Origin of the sequence: Streptomyces sp. NPDC058373, from assembly GCF_042723275.1 — a bacterium.
In the GTDB taxonomy this organism is placed as follows: Bacteria; Actinomycetota; Actinomycetes; order Streptomycetales; family Streptomycetaceae; genus Streptomyces.
Window position 1 is genome coordinate 24,816 of sequence record NZ_JBHXJE010000028.1, and the last position, 20,536, is coordinate 45,351.

The 20,536-nt window shown below is 72.3% G+C and carries 20 protein-coding genes, 1 tRNA gene and 1 pseudogene; 10 read left to right on the forward strand and 12 right to left on the reverse strand.

What is annotated here, in order from left to right; all coding sequences use genetic code 11:
- Positions 1–176 precede the first annotated feature (176 nt).
- Positions 177–452, reverse strand: coding sequence for a hypothetical protein (locus ACFWMZ_RS17205; protein WP_383202385.1), 276 nt, complete (start codon positions 450–452; stop codon positions 177–179).
- A gap of 31 nt (positions 453–483) precedes the next feature.
- On the reverse strand, positions 484–2,181 hold the full coding sequence (locus ACFWMZ_RS17210) for a recombinase family protein (RefSeq protein WP_383202388.1): 1,698 nt from the start codon (positions 2,179–2,181) through the stop codon (positions 484–486).
- Between the two features lie 58 nt (positions 2,182–2,239).
- Here ACFWMZ_RS17210 and ACFWMZ_RS17215 point away from each other — a divergent pair, with 58 nt between their 5' ends.
- Positions 2,240–4,558 carry a helix-hairpin-helix domain-containing protein gene (locus ACFWMZ_RS17215; protein ID WP_383202392.1) on the forward strand — a complete coding sequence of 773 codons (2,319 nt, stop codon included), beginning with the start codon at positions 2,240–2,242 and terminating at the stop codon, positions 4,556–4,558.
- 209 nt (positions 4,559–4,767) lie between these two features.
- Here ACFWMZ_RS17215 and ACFWMZ_RS17220 read toward each other — a convergent pair whose 3' ends face one another.
- Positions 4,768–5,511, reverse strand: a complete 744-nt coding sequence (locus ACFWMZ_RS17220; protein ID WP_383182191.1) for a hypothetical protein — start codon at positions 5,509–5,511, stop codon at positions 4,768–4,770.
- A 47-nt stretch (positions 5,512–5,558) separates the two neighbouring features.
- On the opposite strand from ACFWMZ_RS17220, the gene ACFWMZ_RS17225 reads away from it, so the two are divergent.
- A complete protein-coding gene (locus tag ACFWMZ_RS17225; protein WP_003947232.1) occupies positions 5,559–5,747 on the forward strand; it encodes a DUF5703 family protein in 189 nt (62 codons plus the stop codon).
- Between the two features lie 105 nt (positions 5,748–5,852).
- On the opposite strand, the gene ACFWMZ_RS17230 is transcribed toward ACFWMZ_RS17225, so the two are convergent.
- The 3 genes from ACFWMZ_RS17230 to ACFWMZ_RS17240 form a co-directional block, all read right to left on the reverse strand.
- Positions 5,853–6,596, reverse strand: a complete 744-nt coding sequence (locus ACFWMZ_RS17230) for a chaplin (protein ID WP_383202396.1) — start codon at positions 6,594–6,596, stop codon at positions 5,853–5,855.
- Positions 6,597–6,739: 143 nt separating this feature from the next.
- On the reverse strand, positions 6,740–6,973 hold the full coding sequence (gene chpH / locus ACFWMZ_RS17235; RefSeq protein ID WP_030696532.1) for a chaplin ChpH: 234 nt from the start codon (positions 6,971–6,973) through the stop codon (positions 6,740–6,742).
- Positions 6,974–7,208: 235 nt separating this feature from the next.
- Positions 7,209–8,543 carry a M20/M25/M40 family metallo-hydrolase gene (locus ACFWMZ_RS17240; RefSeq protein WP_383182196.1) on the reverse strand — a complete coding sequence of 445 codons (1,335 nt, stop codon included), beginning with the start codon at positions 8,541–8,543 and terminating at the stop codon, positions 7,209–7,211.
- A 227-nt stretch (positions 8,544–8,770) separates the two neighbouring features.
- Here ACFWMZ_RS17240 and ACFWMZ_RS17245 point away from each other — a divergent pair.
- Positions 8,771–8,858 (forward strand) — tRNA-Leu (locus ACFWMZ_RS17245).
- Positions 8,859–8,932: 74 nt separating this feature from the next.
- On the opposite strand, the gene ACFWMZ_RS17250 is transcribed toward ACFWMZ_RS17245, so the two are convergent.
- Positions 8,933–9,289: a DUF488 domain-containing protein gene (locus ACFWMZ_RS17250; RefSeq protein ID WP_383202400.1), complete on the reverse strand. Its 357-nt coding sequence runs from the start codon at positions 9,287–9,289 to the stop codon at positions 8,933–8,935.
- A gap of 139 nt (positions 9,290–9,428) precedes the next feature.
- Between ACFWMZ_RS17250 and ACFWMZ_RS17255 the strand changes: the two genes are divergently transcribed.
- Entirely contained in the window at positions 9,429–9,881 is a 453-nt protein-coding gene (locus ACFWMZ_RS17255; RefSeq protein WP_383182200.1) for a YchJ family protein, read from the forward strand.
- Between the two features lie 34 nt (positions 9,882–9,915).
- On the opposite strand, the gene ACFWMZ_RS17260 is transcribed toward ACFWMZ_RS17255, so the two are convergent.
- Positions 9,916–10,638, reverse strand: coding sequence for a FadR/GntR family transcriptional regulator (locus ACFWMZ_RS17260; RefSeq protein ID WP_383182202.1), 723 nt, complete (start codon positions 10,636–10,638; stop codon positions 9,916–9,918).
- 165 nt (positions 10,639–10,803) lie between these two features.
- On the opposite strand from ACFWMZ_RS17260, the gene ACFWMZ_RS17265 reads away from it, so the two are divergent.
- Together ACFWMZ_RS17265 and ACFWMZ_RS17270 are read left to right on the forward strand one after the other, a co-directional pair.
- Positions 10,804–11,331, forward strand: coding sequence for a gluconokinase (locus ACFWMZ_RS17265; RefSeq protein ID WP_383182203.1), 528 nt, complete (start codon positions 10,804–10,806; stop codon positions 11,329–11,331).
- 111 nt (positions 11,332–11,442) lie between these two features.
- Complete coding sequence (locus ACFWMZ_RS17270) at positions 11,443–12,840, forward strand: gluconate:H+ symporter (protein WP_383182205.1); 1,398 nt, start codon at positions 11,443–11,445, stop codon at positions 12,838–12,840.
- A 95-nt stretch (positions 12,841–12,935) separates the two neighbouring features.
- Here ACFWMZ_RS17270 and ACFWMZ_RS17275 read toward each other — a convergent pair whose 3' ends face one another.
- The 3 genes from ACFWMZ_RS17275 to ACFWMZ_RS17285 all read right to left on the reverse strand — a co-directional run bounded on the left by ACFWMZ_RS17275 (position 12,936) and on the right by ACFWMZ_RS17285 (position 17,910).
- Entirely contained in the window at positions 12,936–14,480 is a 1,545-nt protein-coding gene (locus tag ACFWMZ_RS17275; RefSeq protein WP_383182206.1) for an APC family permease, read from the reverse strand.
- 43 nt (positions 14,481–14,523) lie between these two features.
- The gene (locus ACFWMZ_RS17280; protein WP_383182207.1) at positions 14,524–15,477 is read right to left on the reverse strand and encodes a hypothetical protein; all 954 of its coding nucleotides are present in this window, start codon (positions 15,475–15,477) and stop codon (positions 14,524–14,526) included.
- Positions 15,478–16,254: 777 nt separating this feature from the next.
- Complete coding sequence (locus ACFWMZ_RS17285; protein ID WP_383202403.1) at positions 16,255–17,910, reverse strand: FAD-binding dehydrogenase; 1,656 nt, start codon at positions 17,908–17,910, stop codon at positions 16,255–16,257.
- A gap of 159 nt (positions 17,911–18,069) precedes the next feature.
- Here ACFWMZ_RS17285 and ACFWMZ_RS17290 point away from each other — a divergent pair.
- From ACFWMZ_RS17290 to ACFWMZ_RS17305, 4 genes and pseudogenes are all read left to right on the forward strand, one after another.
- Positions 18,070–18,219 (forward strand): annotated as a pseudogene (locus tag ACFWMZ_RS17290) (SDR family oxidoreductase); the annotation flags it as partial.
- 38 nt (positions 18,220–18,257) lie between these two features.
- On the forward strand, positions 18,258–18,800 hold the full coding sequence (locus ACFWMZ_RS17295) for an NUDIX domain-containing protein (protein ID WP_383202406.1): 543 nt from the start codon (positions 18,258–18,260) through the stop codon (positions 18,798–18,800).
- Positions 18,797–19,186, forward strand: coding sequence for a YidH family protein (locus ACFWMZ_RS17300; RefSeq protein WP_383182213.1), 390 nt, complete (start codon positions 18,797–18,799; stop codon positions 19,184–19,186). The genes ACFWMZ_RS17295 and ACFWMZ_RS17300 overlap by 4 nt, the downstream gene beginning before the upstream one ends.
- Positions 19,183–19,506: a DUF202 domain-containing protein gene (locus ACFWMZ_RS17305; protein WP_383182215.1), complete on the forward strand. Its 324-nt coding sequence runs from the start codon at positions 19,183–19,185 to the stop codon at positions 19,504–19,506. The genes ACFWMZ_RS17300 and ACFWMZ_RS17305 overlap by 4 nt, the downstream gene beginning before the upstream one ends.
- Before the next feature lie 12 nt (positions 19,507–19,518).
- On the opposite strand, the gene ACFWMZ_RS17310 is transcribed toward ACFWMZ_RS17305, so the two are convergent.
- Complete coding sequence (locus ACFWMZ_RS17310; RefSeq protein ID WP_383182217.1) at positions 19,519–20,454, reverse strand: NADP-dependent oxidoreductase; 936 nt, start codon at positions 20,452–20,454, stop codon at positions 19,519–19,521.
- Positions 20,455–20,536: the final 82 nt, after the last annotated feature.

Here is a 20,536-nt window from a genome sequence, read left to right on the forward strand (position 1 = left end):
GAGTGTTCTTGTCCAGCTCAATGGATAGGTCGATAGGAGACCAACCCCCTGTCGGGTCCAATCCACCAATACCAAGAGACCCAACCACTCCGCCATCATCATCGTCCGGCGGGCGTCCGTAATCGTCAGGCAATCCCCGCTGCCTGTTCTGGTAGATCCTCACTATCTCTTCCGGCTCAGACATTAGGAAGACGCCCGTCATCAAGCACGGCCTGCATGTGTGCCACCTGTGCAGCGTTCCGCTCACGCTCCACACGCTGCTGCTTGGTCACTCCGTCCTCACGGTCAACCTTCGCCTTAGCGGCACGCTTGGCATAGTTCTTCTTCTCCTGCTCATCGAGCTGATCAAGCTTCCACTTACGGATACCGTCACCAGGAACCGACTTGGAATGCAGGTGATCCAAGGCACTGTCAGTGGTAATCGGATTACTCGACGGGCTAAAGGGGTCCATGCGACAGTCGAGGGCCGAACCGCTATGGTGACTAGTAGTCGTCCCGGTGCCTATCCACCCATTCCTCTGCTGCTACCTCCGCAAGCTCCCTAGCCGTTACGAAACGCGGCAGTTCCCCTGTCCACCACGTTCCGCTCTTAAGATCCGACACGAACCCTTCAACCTCTCCAGGCGCTAGGTTGAGAACAACCCACTTGTCCTTAACCCCGGTAGGCAACTGAAGACCGGCTGACCGAGCCATGCCGATGATGTCTCCCAAATCCAGCACCACGGTAACCGGGTCATCGTTGGTCTTCCGGTTCAGTACCTTTACCGAGACTCCATGCTTCTGCATGAACGTCCGCTTCTGGTCGTCATCCTTTTGCTTCCAAACCTTAGCGAATGTCTGACCAGTAGGCCGGAAGCCAGGAGTCTTGTTCTGCTGCTCCTTAGCCTTCTTACGGAGAACCGTAATGCGAGAAGTCAAAGACTCCTGCATTCGCCAGTAGGAAGCTTCCTTCTCGTCACCGTCATACTTGCCCTTGATGAAATCCCCTTCCAGCTTGGACAAGCGAGCGGTGACGGCCTTTAGCTCTGACTCGTAGTCGTTGGTCGGACCGGAAACCTTCTCGTGGATCTCAAGGCTTCCCACTGTCCCCAGGAACATCGTGTTGATGAGGGATTCCAGCGTAGGCCGGTCAACCAAAAGCTTCTGCGGACACTTGCCACCGGGCACGCTGTACGTTGAGCAACGGTACCGGGGGTATTTCTTCACTTCCCCGGAAGCCAGCTTTCCAGTGCCGTATACAGCAGCCAGGCTTCGGCCGCACACGGAGCAAGAGCCCACCCCAGCCAGCATGCTTTGGGACTTCTTGGCAGGCGTAGCACCGGCAAGCTCACCTAGCTTTATTACGGCCTTCTCCCACTCGTGGTAGCTGAGAATCGGTTCATCCGTGATGAGCACAGGAGTCCCATTCTCGTCCTCCACGATCTCCCCTTGATAGGTGTAGATCCCTGCCACCCGAGGATTAGACAATGCAGAGATCACGCTATCCGCCCGCCATGCGGCATTGCGTACCTTGTTCCCCGCTGTCTCCCTTTGACGGTCAACCCAGGTGAGAACCTTGTCTTCAGTGAGTTGTGCCGCAATCCGGAACGGGGTCCAATCCTGCATCAGGAGATCAAAGATCCTCCGGACGTTCGGGGCGTAGTCCTTGTCTTGCACACACCGCTTACCAACTCCGTCAGAAGCCTTCTCCAGCGTGTACCCCATAGAGGGGCGTCCGCCAATCCAGACCCTTTGTGCCAGTCGGGTAGCCACTCCGTCCTTGATCCTGGCTTTGATTACGTCTAGCTCCCCCTCAGCGAACACAGCAATCATCTGAGCCAGCATTTTGCCGTAGGCGTTGTCGAGGTCGAATCCCTCTTGCACCGAATGCATGGTCTTGCCGTTGGTCTGGCACCATTCGATGAGTTCGGAGAAGTGAGCTGACCGCCTGCTAATACGGTCAATCTTCATGAAAGCGATGGTGTCGAACTCGTCGGCTCGTTCTGTGAGCCAGGGACCCAGTTCCGGCCTCTTGAACGGAGAGAGACCCCCGGAGACATCAAGGTCCACAGCCCAGCCGATGACCTCTCCCTCTACGTGGGGAGCGTCGGCCCAATGCTGGATTGTCTCCTTCTGTCGGAGCGGGGACGTACTCTCGTCAGTCAGTTGAGACAGGCGTACAACGCCAAGGATGCGCTTCATGGTGGGTGTGTCCTCTCCGTTCCATCGCCAGACTATCCCGACCAGACTGGAGCACGCTGTGAGTACGGACCCCGCCGCCGCGCCCACCCCCGAGGACGCGCCCGCCCCCCAGGCGGCGGCCCCCGGCCCCGGGACCGCCCCGCAGGGCCCCGAGTCCGGGGCCGAGGGGGCGCCCTCGGGCGAGGACGCCGCCGTTCCGGCTCCCGGTGCCGAGGAGCAGGCCGAGTCCGGGACCTCCGGCGCCGACGGGCAGGCTGCCCGGTCCGACGCCTCCCGTGACGGACAGGACGGGACCGAGGCCTCCGGCGGCGCCGGGCAGGACGAAGGCGGCGCGCCCGTCCTCTCCGAGGCGGAGGCCGAGCTGGCGGCCCAGCGCGAGCTGCGGCGGCGTATCGAGGAGCGCAAGGCCGGGCGGGAGGCGCCGGTCACAGCGGGCGGCAAGCTCCAGGGCGTCGCCGCCGACCTGCTGGCCGCCGTGAAGGCGGTGGAGGGCGGGGCCGCCCCGACCGCCTACGTCCCCGAGACGGCCCCGGCCGCACCGCGCAGGCCCGCACCGGAACCGGTACGACCCTCGCCCGCACCCGCCGCCCCCACCGCCCCGGCAGGCCCCTCCGACCGGGCCGTGGACGAGATCGCGGCGGTGCTCGCCGACGGCGGCGCCCCGGCCGCCCTCGCCCCCGCCGTCGCCGAGGCACTCGGGGACGGCGCGGCCGAGCTGCTCCGCGAGGACCCGTGGCAGCTCCTGCACGCCCGAGCGGTCCGCCCCGAGCAGGCCGACGGCTTCGCCCGCGCGCTGCTGGGCGCCGAGGCCAGGCCGGACGACGCGCGGCGCGGCCGCGCCGTCACGGGCTGGCTCCTCGAACAGGCCGCCCTCGCCGGGCACACCGCGCTGGAGGCCGACGCCCTGCGCGCGGCGCTGGCCCAGCGCGCGGTCCCGGACCCGGAGGGAACCCTGCGGGACGCGGTGGCCGAGGGGGACGTCCTCGTCTTCCAGGACCCCCTGGACTCGGCCGCACCCGCCGCCCCGGCGGCTCCGGCGGCCGAGTCCGGCGCGGACGACGCCGAGGAGCAGGCCGAGACCCCAGTGCGGGTGCTGATCGGCCTGGAGCGGTACGCCCTGGCCGAGGAGAGCCTCGCCGACGGACTGGCCGGGCTGGTGAACACGGCTCCGGCGGCCGGCCCCGGGCCCGAGGCCTGGCAGAGCGCCGGGGGCGAGGGGCGGGGCTCGGCGGCCGAGCTGATCCGGGCCGCCGCGGGACACGGCCTTGTGCTCCATTCCGGCGGCGAGGCGGCCCGCTCGGAACCGGCCGCGCTGCTCACCGCCGCCGCCTCCCTGGGGCTGCGGGCGTGGGGCGCCGCGCACGGGCCGGACAGCCGGGCCCGCCTCGCGGCGGCGCTCTCGGGTGCCGAGGGCGGGGGCGCGGGGTCGGCCACCGTCGCGGGGCTGCTCTCCGGCGCCGAGGGCCCCGGGCGGGACGCCGAGGGTTCCCTCGCCCTGGACCTGCTGGTCGTCCTCGACGCGCCGCAACTCGACGTGGAGAGCGCCGCCGTGCTGATCGAGGCGCTGCCCGACGGGGCGCGGCTGGTGCTCAGCGGCGACCCCGGCGTCCTGGGATCGGCCGGGCCGGGCCGGGTCTTCGGCGACCTGCTGGCAGCCCGCGCCTGCCCGGTCGTCGTCTCCCGCACCCCCGACCCCGGCCCGGTGGGCGAGCTGGTGTCGGGCGTCGGCGCGGGCGAGCTGGTGGCGGTGGACGCCCCGGGCCACGAGGTGGCGATCGTCCCGGTGCGCGACCCGGCCGAGGCGGTGCACCGCACGGTGCAACTGGTCACCGAGTCCGTGCCGCGCGCCTTCCAGGTGCCTCCCGGGGAGACCTTGGTCGTCACCCCGGGCCACGGCGGGGCGGCCGGCACGAGGGTGCTGAACGCCGCCCTGAAGGAGAAGTGCAACCCCGGGCCCGGGCGGTTCGCCGGTTTCGACCCGGGCGACCGGGTGGCGTACAGCCCGGCGCCGGGCCGCACCGAGCTGGGCCAGGTGGCCGGCGCCGAGCAGGAAGGGCTGCGGCTGCGCTGTGCGGGCGGCGAGGTCCTGGTCGCCCGCGACCGGGTGGCGGGCACGCTGCGCCACGGCTGGGCGGTCACCGCCCACCAGGCGGTGGCCCTGCGCGCCCCGGCCGCCGTCGTGGTCGTCCCGGGTGACGCGGGGGCGAGCCTGGCCCGCGACTGGGTCTACACGGCCTTCGGCCGCGCCGAACGCCACCTGTCGGTGGTGCAGGGGGTGGGCCCGGCCCTGGCGTCGGCCGTGGCGGAACGCCCGGCCAAACCCCGCACGACCCGCCTCCCGCTGCTGCTCAGGCCCCAGCTTCCGGCGCCCGCCTGAGCCCGCGCGTCCTCACCCGGACCGCTCCTGGAGCCCTTCGAGCTCGCCGGCCTCGTCGGGGCCTGCGCGTCGGACCCGCCAGGCACCGTTGGTCGACACGGCGCGTACCGCCCTTGTCGATCACCCCCGCGGCCGTCGGTCCGGCCGGAAGGCCGGACCGGGCAGAGGGCCGGACCCCGAGGGCCCGGCCCTCCCCCGCACCGGGCGCGTCAGATGCGCCCGCGGTACTCCTGGTACCCGCCCAGCCCCTCGGCGGCGTCCTCGTCGATGTCCATGACGTCGTCGAGTTCGCGGTCGTCCGGCTCGTCGGCGTCGTCCGGGTCGTCGTCGAAGACGGCGCTCATGTCGAAGCGGCAGACCACCAGCTCCGGGTCGGCGTCCTCGAAGGGAGCGTCGAGCCACTCCCCCGGTTCGGCGGGTTCCTCGGCGGCCACCACCCACAGGGTGGAGTCGCCCTCCTCCAGCCCGAACTCCTTGTGGCGGGAGGCGACCTCGTCCGCCTCGTACTCGCCGAACAGGATGCCGAGGGCGGCGTGCACGCTGTCGCCGACCACGCCCTGCGCGCCCCCGCCGGAGCCGGGCGGCGCGGCGGCCCCGCCCCGGTCCTGGTCGGCGATGCGCTGCGCCTGGGAGAGCAGCCGCCGGGGTTCGGCGACCGCGTAGTCGCGGCGGATGAGGACGCTCAGCGCGCTGGGTTCGTCGGGCCCGGCGTACGGCGGCAGGGCCTCCTCGGCATCGGGGATGTCGAAGGGGGTGACCTCGTCGTAACGCTCGTAGAGCAGTTCGTCGTATTCCTCGGCGGCTGCGGCCAGGTCGTTGAAGGCGGCGTGGACAGCCGGATCGTCCTCACCGGTCCTGCGCTCCACCGCGGCCAGGTGGCGGTCGAGCGCGGTCTTGACCGCCTCGGCGGCGGCCCGTACCTCGGCAGCCGTGGGCTGCTCAGCATCAGACATGGTGCTGACGCTATCCGTACCGGGGCCGCTCCCGCACAATAGATGCGATGCCGGAATACGAATTCACTGACGTGTATGTCCCCCGAGGGATCACTCGCACCGATACGACCCGCCTGCTCACCGACCACGCGGAGTACGGCCACTGGGAGCTGGACCGGCTGGTGCTGCTTCCGGACGGCAGCCGCCGGGTGCGGCTGCGGCGGCGGATCATCCGCCAGTTGCGGGCCACCTGGTGAGCCGCGGGTGAGCCCGGGCACGCCGAAGGGCGGCGACACGCGGTCGCCGCCCTCCGTCGTGTGCCGTGCCGTCCTGGCACCGGCCGGGTGGTTACCCGGACCGGGTCAGGCGGCCTGGCGGGACTTGCGGTAGAGGACCGCCCCACCGAGCAGCATCCCGGCGGCAGCGGCGCCGCCGAGACCCAGCGGCGCGGAGCTGCCGGTCTCGGCCAGCTCCTCCGGCTCGTCCGGCGTGACCGGGGGCTCCTGCGGCTTCTCCGGGGTGACCGGCGGCTCCTCCGGCTCCTCCGGCGTGACCGGCGGCTCCTCGGGCTCCTGCGGCTCCTCCGGCGTGACCGGGGGCTCCTGCGGCTTCTCCGGCGCCGCGTTGGCGCAGTTGTTGCCGAAGGCGGGATTCAGCAGCCCGACCACGGAGACGGTGTTGCCGCAGACGTTGACCGGCACGTCGACGGGCGCCTGGACCACGTTGCCGGAGAGGATGCCCGGCGATCCGGCGGCGACGCCCTCGGCGGTGGCCCCCGAGGGGGAGTCACCGGCGTCGGCGGCCCGGGTGGAGCCGTCCGACGCGGGCTGGACGGCGCGCTCCTCGGCGCCTGCCTGGCTCCCTGCGCCGTTGGCGCAGTTGTTGCCGAAAGCGGGGTTGAGGAGACCCACCACGTCGACGCTGTTGCCGCAGGCGTTGACCGGTACGTGGACCGGGACGGAGACGGAGTTGCCGGAGAGCACGCCCGGCGAGTTGGTGGCGGCGCTCCCCGCGCCCGCGTCGGCTTGTGCGTAACCGCCGGTGACGGCGATGACGCCGGTGGCCGCGGCCACCGTGATCAGGCCCTTGCGCATGACCTGTCGCATAGGTTGTTCCCTGCCTTTGACCTTCCGGAGTGTGCGCCACCCGAGTGGGTGGCGCCCGTAGATGCCGACGGCCCCGGAGCGCATGGCGCGCGCTCCGAGGCCGGCGGACTTCAGCCCCACGTGAGGCGGGGCGAGGCGCAACGTCAGGCGTTGACGCAGGTGTTGCCGAAGGCGGGGTTCAGCAGACCGATCACGGAGACGGTGTTGCCACAGACGTTGACCGGGACGTGGACCGGAACCTGGACCACGTTGCCGGACAGAACGCCGGGGGAACCGACAGCGGCGCCCTGGGCACCGGCGTCGGCGACGGCCATGCCCGCACCGGCGAGAACGAGGCCACCCGTGGCTGCCGCAGCGGCGACGACCTTCTTGATCATGATTCCTCCTTGTTGGCAATGCGATCCCAGCCGCGGACCGCACCACGTGTAACGAAGGACCCAAGGAGGGGGTACGCGGGGCAACGGACGTTCACTCTTCCCAGTCGCGTGCGTACGCACGGCCGATTAAGGAAGAGGCTCGTCAGCCGGGGTGCGGCGCCGGTGAGACTGCCCGCGCCCCGGCTGCGGCAACCGGCTCAGGCTCCGGCCGGGCCCAAGCTCACCCGAAAGGGCTTCAGGAGGCGTCGAGGAACCGGTCGAGCACCCGGACACCGAACTTCAGTCCGTCGACCGGAACCCGCTCGTCCACGCCGTGGAACATCCCGGCGAAGTCCAGCTCCGGCGGGAGCTGGAGCGGGGCGAAACCGAAGCAGCGGATACCGAGGTCGTCGAAGGACTTGGCGTCGGTGCCGGCCGAGAGCATGTACGGCACGGCGCGGGCGATGGGGTCCTCGGCGGAGAGCGCCGTCTGCATGGCGTCGACCAGGGCGCCGTCGAAAGTGGTCTCCAGGGCCTTGTCGGCGTGCACGTCCTCGCGGCGGACCCGCGGGCCGAGGATGCGGTCGAGGTCGGCGAGGAACTCCTCCTCGTGCCCGGGCAGGAAGCGGCCGTCGACGTGGGCGGTGGCCTGGCCGGGGATGACGTTGACCTTGTACCCGGCGCCGAGCTGGGTGGGGTTGGCGGTGTTCTTCAGGGAGGCGCCGATGAGCTTGGCGATGCCGCCGAGCTTGGCCAGCGTCTCGTCCATGTCCTCCGGGTCGAGTTCGGTGCCGAGCGCGTCGGAGAGCTCGTCGAGGAAGTGCCGGAGGGTCTTGGTGACGCGGATGGGGAATTCGTACCGGCCGAGACGGCCGACGGCCTCGGAGAGTTCGGTGATGGCGTTGTCGCGGTGGATCATCGAGCCGTGTCCGGCGGTGCCGTCCACGGTCAGCTTCATCCAGTGCATGCCCTTCTGGGCGGTCTCCACCAGGTAGAGGCGGAGCTTCTCGTTGACGGTGAAGGAGAAGCCGCCGACCTCGCCGATCGCCTCGGTGACGCCCTCGAAGAGGCCGGGGTGGTTGTCGACCAGGTGCCGGGCGCCCCAGGTGCCGCCCGCCTCCTCGTCGGCGAGGAAGGCGAGGACGAGGTCGCGCGGGGGCTTGCGGCCGGAGCGCACCCGGTCGCGGACGACCGCGAGGGTCATCGCGTCCATGTCCTTCATGTCGACGGCGCCGCGGCCCCAGACGCAGCCGTCGGCGATCTCCCCGGAGAAGGGGTCGTGGGTCCAGTCCGCGGCGTTTGCGGGGACCACGTCGGTGTGGCCGTGGATGAGCAGGCCGGGGCGGGACCGGTCCTCGCCCTCGATCCGGACCACGGTGGAGGCGCGGCCCGGGTGGGACTCGAAGATCTCCGGTTCCAGGCCGACCTCGGCGAGCTTCTCCGCCACGTACTCGGCGGCCAGGCGCTCGCCGGGACCGGAGTGGTCGCCGTAGTTGCTGGTGTCGATCCGGATGAGGTCGCGGCAGAGGTCGACCACCTCGTCCTCGCCGCGAAGGTTCCCGGTCCCGTGGTCCGTGTTCGACTCGCTCACGCTGCTCCTTGGCTTGTCGCCGTGTTGGGTCCTCTCATCCTCACCCCGGCCGCGCCCCGCGCCCAAGACCGGGTCCCGGGCGACATACGCCCGTCACACACTGACCCCGTTCCCGGGCACTCCCGCGCCAGGGGGGCCCGGGAGCCGGGGGTGATCGAGGGCCCCCAGATGTTTGCTATGGTTTTCCACGTCGCCGCAGGGAAGCCCCGGCGGACGGCAGACACCTTGTCCGGGTGGCGGAATGGCAGACGCGCTAGCTTGAGGTGCTAGTGCCCTTTATCGGGCGTGGGGGTTCAAGTCCCCCCTCGGACACCAGAGAAAAACCCCAGCTGAGCTGGGGTTTTTTGCTGTTCCGGGGCGGGCGCGGCGAGCCGCTTCCGCCGCCCCGTTCACCCCCTCTCCCGCTGGCTCCGCAGGTACCGGAGGTGGTCGGCCAGGACCGGTACGTGGCTGTGGTCGACCTCCTTGACGGCCGTGATCAGCGTCACGGTGCCCTGCCCCATGAGGTCGAGGAGTTCGCCGGCCGCCGCCGTGTGGGCCGGGTCGCCCAGTTCCGTCCGGTACCGCTCGGTGAAGCCGTCGTACCGGTCGGACGGATCCTGGTGGTACCAGTCGCGCAGCTCGGTCGAGGGGGTGATCTCCTTCAGCCAGACGTCGACGGCGGCGCGCTCCTTGGAGACGCCCCGGGGCCACAGCCGGTCCACGAGGACGCGGGTCCCGTCGGAGGGCTCGGCGGGTTCGTGCACCCGGCGCACCCGGGGGAGCTTCGTCGGTCACGGCGGCGTCCTTCACTGAGGGGCCCGTACCCGCGATGAGATCACCGGGTGCGGCGGGCGGCCCGGCGGTCTGCGCCGACCGGAGTAGGGGGCCGTGGAGAATGGGGCCATGTCCCGTCGCGCCGCCCGCAGCCGCTCCGCCGCCACCCGCCGCCCCGCTCCCTCCGTACGCGGGACCGATCCGTGCCCCTGTGGCACCGGTCGGCCGTACGGCGAGTGCTGCGGCACGTTCCACGCGGGGAACGCCGAGGCGGCGACTGCCGAGCAGTTGATGCGCTCGCGGTACGCGGCCTTCGTGGTCCGCGACGCGGCCTACCTGCTGCGCACCTGGCACCCGCGGACCCGGCCCGCGGCGCTGGACCTGGACGACGGCATGCGGTGGACGGGGCTGGAGATCACCAGGACCTCGCAGGGGAGCGCGTTCCACACGGCGGGCACGGTGACCTTCCGCGCCCATTACCTGGCCGGGGGCGAGTCCGGGGTGATGGCCGAGCACAGCCGCTTCACGCGGGCGGACGGGACCGGGGCGTGGCTCTACGTGGACGGGGACGTCCGGGACTGAGCCGCCGGCGGGCGGGCGGGCGGGGTGGCCGGCCTCAGCGTTCCGCCGGGGCCGGAGGCGGGTCCAGGATGTCGAGTTCCTGGAGGGCGCCGACGGTGATCTCCCGGGTGAGCGCCTCCGCGCGGTCGGCGTCGCGCTCGCGGACGGCCTCGGCGAGGCGGACGTGGAGGGTGACGGCGGCCGGGTCCGGGTCCGGGAACATCACCTGGTGGTGGGTGCGGCCCGAGAGGACCTCGGCGACCACGTCGCCGAGGCGGGCGAACATCTCGTTGGCCGAGGCGCGCAGCACGACGCGGTGGAAGGCGATGTCGTGGCGCAGGTACCCCTCCAGCTGGTGGCCGCTGGAGTGGGCGACCATGCCGAGGGCGTTCTCGGTCAGCTCGGCGCACTGCGCGGAGGTGGCGTGGCGTGCGGCGAGCCCGGCGGCGACCGGCTCGACGGCGGAGCGGAGCACGGTCAGCGAGCGGAGCTGGCGTGGGCGGTCGGCACCGGCCAGCCGCCAGCGGATGACCTGCGGGTCGTAGACGTTCCACTCCTCGGCCCGGAGGACGGTGACGCCGACGCGGCGCCGGGAGGCGACGAGGTGCATCGACTCCAGGACCCGGACCGCCTCGCGCATGACCGAGCGGGAGACCTCGTACCGCTGGGCCAGCTCGTCGGTGCGTAGCACGCTGCCCGCCGGGTACTGGCCCTCGGTGATCGCGGGGCCGAGCCGGTCCAGCACCCGCGCGTGGAGTCCCCCGCCCTGTGTGGTCATGTCGATCAGCCTACGAGGCTCCCAGCGAGAACAAAAAGTCAGACTTTTATGTCACAGCCTCTTGAATTAGTCGTATCTAATGGGTTTCAGTGTCGTGACTCTCCGGGGCTCGATCCGGGGCTCGACAGGCGAACGATGTCGACGAAGACAGCGAGCGAGGCAGCAATGAACACCCCCCACGTCGTCGTGGTCATGGGCGTCGCAGGAACCGGCAAGACCACGATCGGCCCCCTGCTCGCCGAACGGCTCGGCGTCCCCTACGCCGAGGGCGACGACTTCCACCCCCCGGCGAACATCGCCAAGATGTCGGCCGGTACGCCGCTGGACGACGACGACCGCTGGCCGTGGCTGGACGCCATCGGCGCCTGGGCCCATCGGCGCACCGGGCTCGGCGGGGTCGTCAGCAGCTCGGCCCTCAAGCGCTCCTACCGGGACCGGCTGCGCGCCTCCGGGCCGGGCGTGGTCTTCGTCCACCTCACCGGGGACCGGTCGCTGATCGAGGAGCGGATGGCCGATCGCAAGGGCCACTTCATGCCGACGGCGCTGCTCGACTCGCAGTTCGCGACGCTCCAGCCGCTCCAGGAGGACGAGGCCGGGGTCGCCGTGGACGTGTCGGGCACCCCCGAGGAGATCGCCGACCGCGCCTGCGCGGCGCTGGCCGCCTATGACCGGGGCCGCGCGCAGACCTCCTGACCCCGGGCGTCCTGACCCCGGACCGCCGGGGGCCGCGCGGGTGGACACCCCGCACGTCCCCCTTGGCTCCACCCCCTCCCCCACCCACTTTTCACACGAGGGAAGAAACCCGTGACCCGTCTCAGCGTCGAGATGCTGGCAGCGGACGCGGCGGAACCGATCACTTCTGCGGGCAACGCCCAGCTGGGGATCGCCGTTCTCGCCGGTATCGCCGTCATCGTCCTGCTCATCACGAAGTTCAAGGTCCACGCCTTCCTGGCGCTGACCATCGGTTCGCTGGCCCTCGGCGCCCTCGCCGGAGCGCCGCTGGACAAGGCCATCACCAGCTTCACCGCCGGACTCGGGTCGACCGTGGCGGGCGTGGGTGTGCTGATCGCGCTCGGCGCGATCCTCGGCAAACTCCTCGCCGACTCGGGCGGCGCCGACCAGATCGTCGACACGATCCTCGCCAGGGCGAGCGGCCGGGCGATGCCGTGGGCGATGGTGCTCATCGCCTCCGTGATCGGCCTGCCGCTCTTCTTCGAGGTCGGCATCGTGCTGCTGATCCCGGTGGTCCTGATGGTCGCCAAGCGCGGCAACTACTCGCTGATGAAGATCGGTATCCCCGCGCTGGCGGGCCTGTCGGTCATGCACGGCCTGATACCGCCGCACCCCGGTCCGCTCGTCGCCATCGACGCGATCGGCGCCAACCTCGGCATCACGCTGGCGCTCGGCGTCGTCGTGGCCATCCCGACGGTGATCATCGCCGGTCCCGTCTTCGGCAAGTACGCCGCCCGCTGGGTGGACGTGCCGGCGCCCGAGAAGATGATCCCGGAGCGCGCCACCGACGAGACCGACCGGCGGCCCAGCTTCGCCGCGACGCTGGCCACCGTGCTGCTGCCGGTCGTGCTGATGCTCGCCAAGGCCCTGGTCGACATCGTGGTGGACAACCCGGAGGCGGGCGTCCAGCGGGTCTTCGACGTCATCGGTTCGCCGATGATCGCGCTGCTCGCCGCCGTGATCGTGGGCATGTTCACCCTCGGCCGCGCGGCCGGGTTCACCAAGGGCCGCCTCTCCACCACGGTGGAGAAGTCGCTCGCCCCGATCGCGGGCGTCCTGCTCATCGTCGGCGCCGGCGGTGGCTTCAAGCAGACCCTGATCGACGTCGGCATCGGCCAGATGATCCTGGACTTCTCCGAGAGCTGGGCCATCCCGACGCTGCTGCTCGCCTGGCTGATCGCGGTGGCGATCCGGCTGGCGACCGGTTCGGCGACGGTGGCGACCATCTCGGCGGCCGGTCTGGTGGCCCCGCTGGCGGCCGACATGTCGGCCTCGCACATGGCCCTGCTGGTGCTGGCGATCGGCGCGGGTTCGCTCTTCTTCAGCCACGTCAACGACGCCGGCTTCTGGCTGGTGAAGGAGTACTTCGGACTGAACGTCGGCCAGACGATCAAGACCTGGTCGGTGATGGAGACGATCATCTCCGTCGTCTCGCTCATCTTCGTCCTGCTGCTCTCGCTGGTGCTGTAGCGCCTGGCCGCCGGAGTGCACGAAGGGGCGGGGCACGCGGTTCGTACCGCGTGCCCCGCCCCTTCGCCGTTCCCGTCGGCCCGCGGGCCGGGCGGTCAGCCGGTGGTGGCGGGGTGGTCGGCCTCGCCGGCGGCCTTCTCCAGCTGGAAGGCCTCGTTGCCCTGGCCGATGCGGGCGTGCACCTCGGGGCGGGTCCGCTTCAGGACCAGGCCGTAGACGATCCCGCCGCCGGCGGCGAGGCCGATCACGCCGGGCAGCACCCAGCTGAGCGCCGAGCCGGCCTCGGCGCCGACCAGGACGTCGAAGTCCTTGACCGTGTACCCCGCGATGGTCAGCAGGGCGAGTCCGGCGGCGCCGGAGGCGAGCAGCCGCCAGAGCTGGGCGCGCACGGCGCCGCGGCGAGCGAAGAAGACGATGACGGCGAGGGAGGCGGCGGCCATCAGGACGATGACGCCGAGCGCGCCGACGTTGCCCATCCAGGTGAACATCCGCAGGACGGGCGCGGTGGGGTCCCCGGCCGGCTTGTCGTCGGTGAGGGCGAAGGCGGCGACGAGGACCACCGAGATGCCGGTCTGGAGCAGCGAGCCGGTGCCGGGGGCGCCGCTGCCGGGGTTGGTACGGCCGAAGGCGGCGGGCAGCAGGCCCTCGCGGCCCATGGCGAAGGCGTAGCGGGCGACGACGTTGTGGAAGCTGAGCATCGCCGCGAACATGCCGGTGACGAAGAGGATGTGCAGCACGTCGGTGAAGGTGGTGCCGAGCCGCGTCTCGGTGAGGTGGAAGAGGAGCCCCGCGCTCTGCTCGCGGGCGTCGCCGACGATGGCGGAGGGCCCGGAGGCGACGGTGAGCGCCCAGGAGCTGATCATGAAGAAGAAGGCGACGAAGCCGATGGCGAGGAACATCACGCGGGCGACGACGATGTGCGGGCGCCGGGTCTCCTCGGCGTAGACCGGGGCCTGCTCGAAGCCGACGAAGGCGGCGATGCAGAAGCAGAGCGCGGTGCCGAGTCCGGCGCCGGTGAGGGTCTCCGGGTTGAAGGCGTGCAGCGAGAGCCCCTCGGGGCCGGGGTCCGCGATGGCGGCGACGTCGAAGATGACGACGAGGACGCACTCGATCAGCAGCAGCACGCCGAGGACGCGGGCGTTGAGATCGATCTTCAGCCAGGCGAGGACGGCGACGGCGGCCACCGAGGCGAGCGAGAAGATCCACCAGGCGACGTCGAGCCCCAGGTAGGTCGAGCAGATGACCGAGACCTCGAAGCCGAAGATCCCGTAGATGCCGACCTGCATCGCGCTGTACGCCACGAGCGCGACCAGGGAGGCCCCGGCGCCCGCGGTGCCGCCGAGGCCGCGCGAGATGTACGCGTAGAAGGCGCCCGCGTTGTGGACGTGGCGGCTCATCTCGGCGTAGCCCAGGGAGAAGAGGGCGAGGACGATGCCGAGGATCACGAAGAGCAGGGGCTGCCCGGTGATCCCCATCACCCCGAATGTCGTGGGCATGACACCAGCGACCACCATGAGGGGGGCGCTGGCGGCGAGGACGGACAGCAGCAGCCCGGTGGTGCCCAGGCGGTCGGCCCGCAGGGCGCGCTCTTCGCCCTTGTAGGTGCGGATTCCCTCGGACGAGGGGGTCTCGGCGGTCATCGGTTCGGGGTCCTCTCAGGGGGGTGGACGGTGGCGCGGTGCTTCAGCCGGTGCCCAGGGCCGCGCTGCGGGCGGCGTGGAAGGCGTCGTACGGGTCGCGGTCGGGGTAGGCCCACGGCGCGCGGGTGGCGTGCGGACCGATGCGGTGGAAGAGCGCGGCCGCCTCGGCGGGGCGGCCCTCGCAGAACTTGGCGTGCGCCAGGTAGTTGAGGTCGGTGCGGATGCGGCCCCGGTCGAGCCGGGCCTCCCACTCCAGCCACCAGTCGAAGGCGGTGCGCAGCACCTGGCCGGCCCGGCGGGAGCGCCAGTGGCCGGAGGCGGCCGGGTCCGCCGGCTCGCTGCCCGCGGCCGCCAGCACCCGGTAGCGCTCGGCGTGGGCGACCACCGGCAGGACGGCGAGCGGGGAGTCCGGGGAGGCGTGTTCGGCCGACCAGGCGGCGAAGTCGTAGACCTCGTGGAGCGGATCGCGGCCGTCCTCGGGGTGGCGCTCGGCGAGGCGGGCGACCATCAGGTGGTGGGCCATGTGGTGATCCTGGTGGCGCAGGCGGACCGCGTCGAAGAGCCGGACCACCTCGTCCTCGGTGCCGCGTCTGCGGGCCAGCAGGAGCAGGGCGAGCCAGGGGGTGGGGTCCTCCGGGGCGAGGGCGGCGGCGCGGTGGCAGGCGTCGGTGGCCTCGGGGCAGTAGCGGCGGTCGCCGAGGGCGCGGGCCACGGTGGCGCAGCCGATGAGGGCGGCGGCGTCGGCGCTGTCCGGTTCGGCGATCCGCCACTCCTCTCCCCAGGCGGCGGCGCCCTGCGTCCCGGCGAGGACGGTGAGGCGGTGGCCGCGCAGGTCCCAGTCGGTTCCGGTGCGTGCGAGGAGCTCGCGGACGGCGGTCCAACGGCCCTGGGCGAGCGCGGCGCGGGCGGCGATCAGGTCAGCGTCGCCGAGTGCGGGGTCGAGGGTGTTGGCGGCCCGTTTGCGGGCGCGGCCGAACGGGGGCGGGGGTGGGGGCACCGCGTGGGTCCTTCACGACACGACGTGCGAGCGACTGATCACGCGCAGTCAAGCGGGCGGGCGCCCGCTGCGTCAAGGCCCACCGGGGCCCATAGCAGGGGGCAACCCCTGCGACCCCGGCCCCAGTTGAAGGGTACGCGCCTGACGCCGCCTCCCTTTCGACGGGGTTCGCCGGGGCTCCTGCGCGCCCGGGGTGTGTCCTCGAACGCCGGACGGGCTTGACTGGCCGGCCCCGCCACCAGGCCGGTGTCCTCGAACGCCGGACGGGCTGATATTGGCCAGCGGGCTGCCCGGCAAGGTGTCCTCAAACGCCGGACAGGCTTGATTGGTCGGCCCCGCCGCCCGCCGGGTGTCCTCAAGCGCCGGACAGGCTTGATTGGTCGGCCCCACCGTCCGCCGGGTGTCCTCAAGCGCCGGGGCAGGCCTGATCTGCTGGCCTGGCGGCCCGACAGATGTCCTCAAGCGCCGGACGGGCTGGATCTGGCGGCGGGCGGCTCCTCTCATCAATGGGCGAAGCCGACCCGGACGCAGTACGGCCGGTTCGGGCGGACAGACCCAGCCCGTCCGGCGCTTGAGGACACAGTCGCCTTCAGCGCCGGGTACGCCGCAGAACTCGACCAACTCGGCGCCCCCTTCAGCCCGTCCGGCGCTTGAGGACGCCCCTGCCCGGCGGGCAAGCCGCAAACCCGGCCAAGCCGACGACCAATCCAGCCCGTCCGGCGCTTGAGGACACCACGAGGCGGCGGGCAAGCCGCAAACGTCGGGGAGGCCCGTTCGTCAGGTGACGGACTTCGCGGCGGCTCGGCCGGCCGTGCGGCCGGAGAAGAGGCAGCCGCCGAGGAAGGTGCCCTCCAGGGAGCGGTAGCCGTGCACGCCGCCGCCGCCGAAGCCCGCCGCCTCCCCCGCCGCGTAGACCCCCGGCAGGGGCACCCCGGCCTCGGTGAGGACGCGGGAGGAGAGGTCGGTCTGGAGGCCGCCGAGGGACTTGCGGGTGAGGATGTTGAGGCGTACCGCGACGAGCGGCCCGGCCTTGGGGTCGAGGACGGCGTGCGGGGCGGCGGCGCGGATGAGCCGGTCGCCGAGGTAGGCGCGGGCGCCGCGGATCGCGGTGACCTGGGAGTCCTTGGTGAACGGGTTGGTGATCTCGCGGTCCCGGGCGGTCAGCGTGCGGTGCAGCGCCGCCTCGTCGATGAGGGGCTCCTCGGTGAGCGCGTTCATGCCGCGCACCAGGGCGGGCAGGTCCCGCTCGACCACGAAGTCGGCGCCCTGGTCCATGAACGCCTTGACCGGCGCGGGCACGTCGGCGCGGGCCCGCTCCAGGACGCCGCGGACCGAGCGGCCGGTGAGGTCCGGGTTCTGCTCGGAGCCGGAGAGGGTGAACTCCTTGCCGATGATCCGCTGGTTGAGGACGAACCAGGTGTGCTCGTGCCCGGTCCGCATGATGTGTTCGAGGGTGCCGAGGGTGTCGAAGCCGGGGAAGAGCGGGACGGGCAGCCGGTTGCCGGCGGCGTCGAGCCAGAGTGAGGACGGGCCGGGCAGGATGCGGATGCCGTGCCGGGCCCAGATCGGGTTCCAGTTCTCGATGCCCTCGGTGTAGTGCCACATGCGGTCGCCGTTGACCAGGTTGCCGCCCGCGCGCGCCGCCACGTCCAGCATCAGGCCGTCGACGTGGGCGGGGACCCCGGAGAGCAGCTTCTTCGGCGGGGTGCCGAGCCGCTTCGGCCAGTTGCGGCGGACCAGGTCGTGGTTGCCGCCGATGCCGCCGGAGGTGACGATCACCGCCTGGGCGCGCAGTTCGAAGGCGCCGGCCACCTCGCGGCTGCTGGCCCGCCCCCGGTCGGCGGCGGACGGCTCCAGGATCTCCCCGGTGACGGTGTCGACGCTGCCGGCGCTGCGGCCGAGCCCGGTCACCCGGTGCCGGAACCGCAGCTCGACCAGGCCGCGGGCGACGCCTTCACGGACCCGGCGCTCGAAGGGGGCGACCAGGCCGGGACCGGTGCCCCAGGTGATGTGGAAGCGGGGAACGGAGTTGCCGTGCCCGGCCGCGTCGTAGCCGCCGCGCTCGGCCCAGCCGACGACGGGGAAGAACCGGACGCCCTGCCCGTGCATCCAGGCCCGCTTCTCCCCGGCGGCGAAGTCGACGTACGCCTCGGCCCAGCGGCGCGGCCAGTGGTCCTCGTCGCGGTCGAACCCGGCGGCGCCCATCCAGTCCTGGAGGGCGAGGGCGTGGCTGTCCTTGATGCGCAGGCGGCGCTGTTCGGGCGAGTCGACGAAGAAGAGGCCGCCGAAGGACCAGTGGGCCTGGCCGCCGACGGACTGCTCGGGCTCCTGGTCCAGCAGGATCACCTTGCGTCCCGCGTCGACGAGTTCGGCCGTGGCGGCGAGCCCGGCGAGCCCCGCGCCGATCACGATCACGTCTGCGTCGTACGCCATGTCCACGTCCTCGTTCCCTGGGGTTACCGGTGGGTCAGATCTTGTGCGGCGCAGGTGCGGGCGTCAACACCCGGCGCCGGCCCGCGTCCGCTTCCCCTCCGCGGGCCTCCGGCGGAGGCGGGCAGCCGCGAAGACCGGCCGCCGCGATCAATGCTGGACGCGGGCGCGGTGGTCTTCCTCCTCTCCGACGCCTCCTCCTACGTCACCGGCGCCGAACTGGCGGTGGACGGCGGCTGGACCACCGGCCCGACGGTGAAGGACGTCATGGGCCGGGGAGCCGTCCCGCGGCCGACGCTCCCCGCCCCCTGAACTGCCCGGGCCGGGGGGCTGGGTGTTACATGGGGTGCATGGAGACTGAGCCGCGCGGGGAGCCCGAGGACCCGGCCGAGGAAGTGCTGGACGTGGTGGACGCCGAGGACCGGGTGACCGGGCGGGCCCGGCGCGGCGAGGTGTACGCCCGGGGGCTGCGGCACCGGTGCGTCTTCGTCCGCGCCCGCGACGCGGGAGGCCGCACCTTCGTCCACCGGCGCACCGCCACCAAGCTGCTCTACCCCTCCCGCTACGACCTCTTCGTCGGCGGCGTGGTCGGCGCCGGGGAGAGCTACGACGCGGCGGCGCTCCGGGAGGCCGAGGAGGAGCTGGGCGTCAGCGGCCTGCCCGCCCCCACCCCGCTCTTCTCCTTCCTCTACGAGGACCCGGAGGGCCACGGCTCGTGGTGGTCGCGGGTCTACGAGGTCCGGTGCGACCTGCCCGTGGACCCGCAGACCTCCGAGGTGGCCTGGCACGCCTTCCTCACCGACGAGGAGCTGGCGGCGCGGCTGCCGGAGTGGCCGTGGGTGCCCGACGGGCTCGCCGCCTGGGAGCTGCTGGCGGAGCGGGAGGGCCGGTGAGCCTCGGACGGGACCTCAGGCTGTGGTGGTCGCCGGGCCGGATCGCCGAGGAGGGCGACACCCCCGACTACCGCTTCTCGCTCGCCAACGAGCGGACCTTCCTCGCCTGGCTGCGCACCGCGCTGGCGCTGATCGCGGGCGGTTTCGCCGTCGACCAGTTCCTGCCCGGGCTCCCCGAGGGGTGGCGGATCGCGCTGGCGCTGGGTCTGCTCGCCTCCGGGGTCCTCTGCGCGCTGCGCGCCGTCCACCACTGGGTGCGGTGCGAGCGGGCCATGCGGCGCGGTGAGGACCTGCCCGTCTCCCGCTTCCCCGCGGTGCTGAGCCTGCTGGTGGCGGCGGTCGCCCTGGCCATGGTGGTGGTCGTGGTCTTCGGCTGGGCCGGGTGAGTACGCCCGCCGTGCGCGACCCGGGGCTCCAGCCGGAGCGGACCCGGCTGGCCTGGCGCCGGACCACCCTCTCCTTCACCGTCGTCGCGGTGCTCGCCGCCCGCGCCGCCCTGCACCGCTCCGGCGGCGCCGCGAGCGTGCTGGCGCTGGCCTGCTGCTGCGCGCTGTGGATCGGCTTCCTCGCCCTGGCCCACCGGCGCATCCGCTCGCTCACCCCGGCGCGGCCGGCCCCGTTGCCCGCGCCGGTCGCGGCGGGGGCGGTGGTCTGCGCGGCCGGGCTCGCGGTGTCGGCGGGGGTGCTGATCGCCTCCTCGGCCTGAGCGGGCCCCGGCTCACCCCCAGTCGACGGTGATCACCGTCTTGCCCTGCGAACCGGGGTGCTCGGCGGCCTGCCGGTGCGCCTCGGCGGTCCGCTCCAGGGGGAAGGTCCGGGCCACCGTCACGTCGACCGCCCCGGCCTCGGCGAGCCCGGCCAGGTCGGCGAGGTCGTACGGATCGGGGCGTACGAAGACGTAGGCCCCGCCCAGCGAGATCACCTCGCCGTCGGCGACCGAGGCGAGCCGGCCGCCCTCGGCGAGCACGGGCGGGCTCTCCATGAGCACCGGACCGCCCACGGTGTCCAGCACCGCGTCGACCCCCTCGGGCGCCAGCTCCCGCACCGCCGGGACGAAACCCTCCTCGTACGAGACCGGTTCGGCGCCCAGCGCCCGGACCCGGTCGGCCGCGTCCGCCCGGGAGGCGCCGAGGACGCGGGCGCCGAGGTCGACGCCGATGCGGACCGCCAGCGAGCCGACCGAGCCGCCCGCGCCGTGCACCAGCAGCGTCTCGCCCCGCCGCAGCTCCAGCCACCGGCGGAGTGCCTGGAGCGCGGTGAGACCGGCCAGCGGCAGCCCGGCGGCGGCGTCGAAGTCGAGGTTGCGGGGCTTGTGGGCGAGGGTGCGCACGGGGCAGGCGACGTACTCGGCGCAGGTGCCGTGGCCCAAGGAGTCCTTGCGGACGTAGCCGATCACTTCGTCGCCGACCGCGTACTCGTCGACCGACCAGCCGCGCTGCACCACGACGCCGGAGACGTCCCAGCCGGGGACGACCGGGAAGGAGGTGTCCAGGAGCGGGGCGAGGAGCCCCGAGCGGCAGGCGAGGTCGACCGGGTTGACGGCGGTGGCGACCACCTTGACGAGGACGCAGTCGGGCGCCAGTTTCGGTTCGGGGAGGTCGCCGTACTCCAGGACCTCCGGGCCGCCGAAGGTGCGGTAGCTGATCCCCTGCATGGGCTGCCTCCCGGGCCGGTCGGGCGAGTCCCCCTGCTTCGAGCCTCAAGGGCCGGGAGGCGGGGCGCAAGCGGGCGGAGCC

Coding starts and splice junctions, on each gene's coding strand:
- ACFWMZ_RS17205 (WP_383202385.1), bottom strand. CDS start 452: ATGGACCCCTTTAGCCCGTCGAGTAATCCGATTACCACTGACAGTGCC.
- ACFWMZ_RS17210 (WP_383202388.1), bottom strand. CDS start 2,181: ATGAAGCGCATCCTTGGCGTTGTACGCCTGTCTCAACTGACTGACGAG.
- ACFWMZ_RS17220 (WP_383182191.1), bottom strand. CDS start 5,511: ATGTCTGATGCTGAGCAGCCCACGGCTGCCGAGGTACGGGCCGCCGCC.
- ACFWMZ_RS17225 (WP_003947232.1), top strand. CDS start 5,559: ATGCCGGAATACGAATTCACTGACGTGTATGTCCCCCGAGGGATCACT.
- ACFWMZ_RS17230 (WP_383202396.1), bottom strand. CDS start 6,596: ATGCGACAGGTCATGCGCAAGGGCCTGATCACGGTGGCCGCGGCCACC.
- chpH (WP_030696532.1), bottom strand. CDS start 6,973: ATGATCAAGAAGGTCGTCGCCGCTGCGGCAGCCACGGGTGGCCTCGTT.
- ACFWMZ_RS17255 (WP_383182200.1), top strand. CDS start 9,429: ATGTCCCGTCGCGCCGCCCGCAGCCGCTCCGCCGCCACCCGCCGCCCC.
- ACFWMZ_RS17260 (WP_383182202.1), bottom strand. CDS start 10,638: ATGACCACACAGGGCGGGGGACTCCACGCGCGGGTGCTGGACCGGCTC.
- ACFWMZ_RS17265 (WP_383182203.1), top strand. CDS start 10,804: ATGAACACCCCCCACGTCGTCGTGGTCATGGGCGTCGCAGGAACCGGC.
- ACFWMZ_RS17275 (WP_383182206.1), bottom strand. CDS start 14,480: ATGACCGCCGAGACCCCCTCGTCCGAGGGAATCCGCACCTACAAGGGC.
- ACFWMZ_RS17285 (WP_383202403.1), bottom strand. CDS start 17,910: ATGGCGTACGACGCAGACGTGATCGTGATCGGCGCGGGGCTCGCCGGG.
- ACFWMZ_RS17295 (WP_383202406.1), top strand. CDS start 18,258: ATGGAGACTGAGCCGCGCGGGGAGCCCGAGGACCCGGCCGAGGAAGTG.
- ACFWMZ_RS17310 (WP_383182217.1), bottom strand. CDS start 20,454: ATGCAGGGGATCAGCTACCGCACCTTCGGCGGCCCGGAGGTCCTGGAG.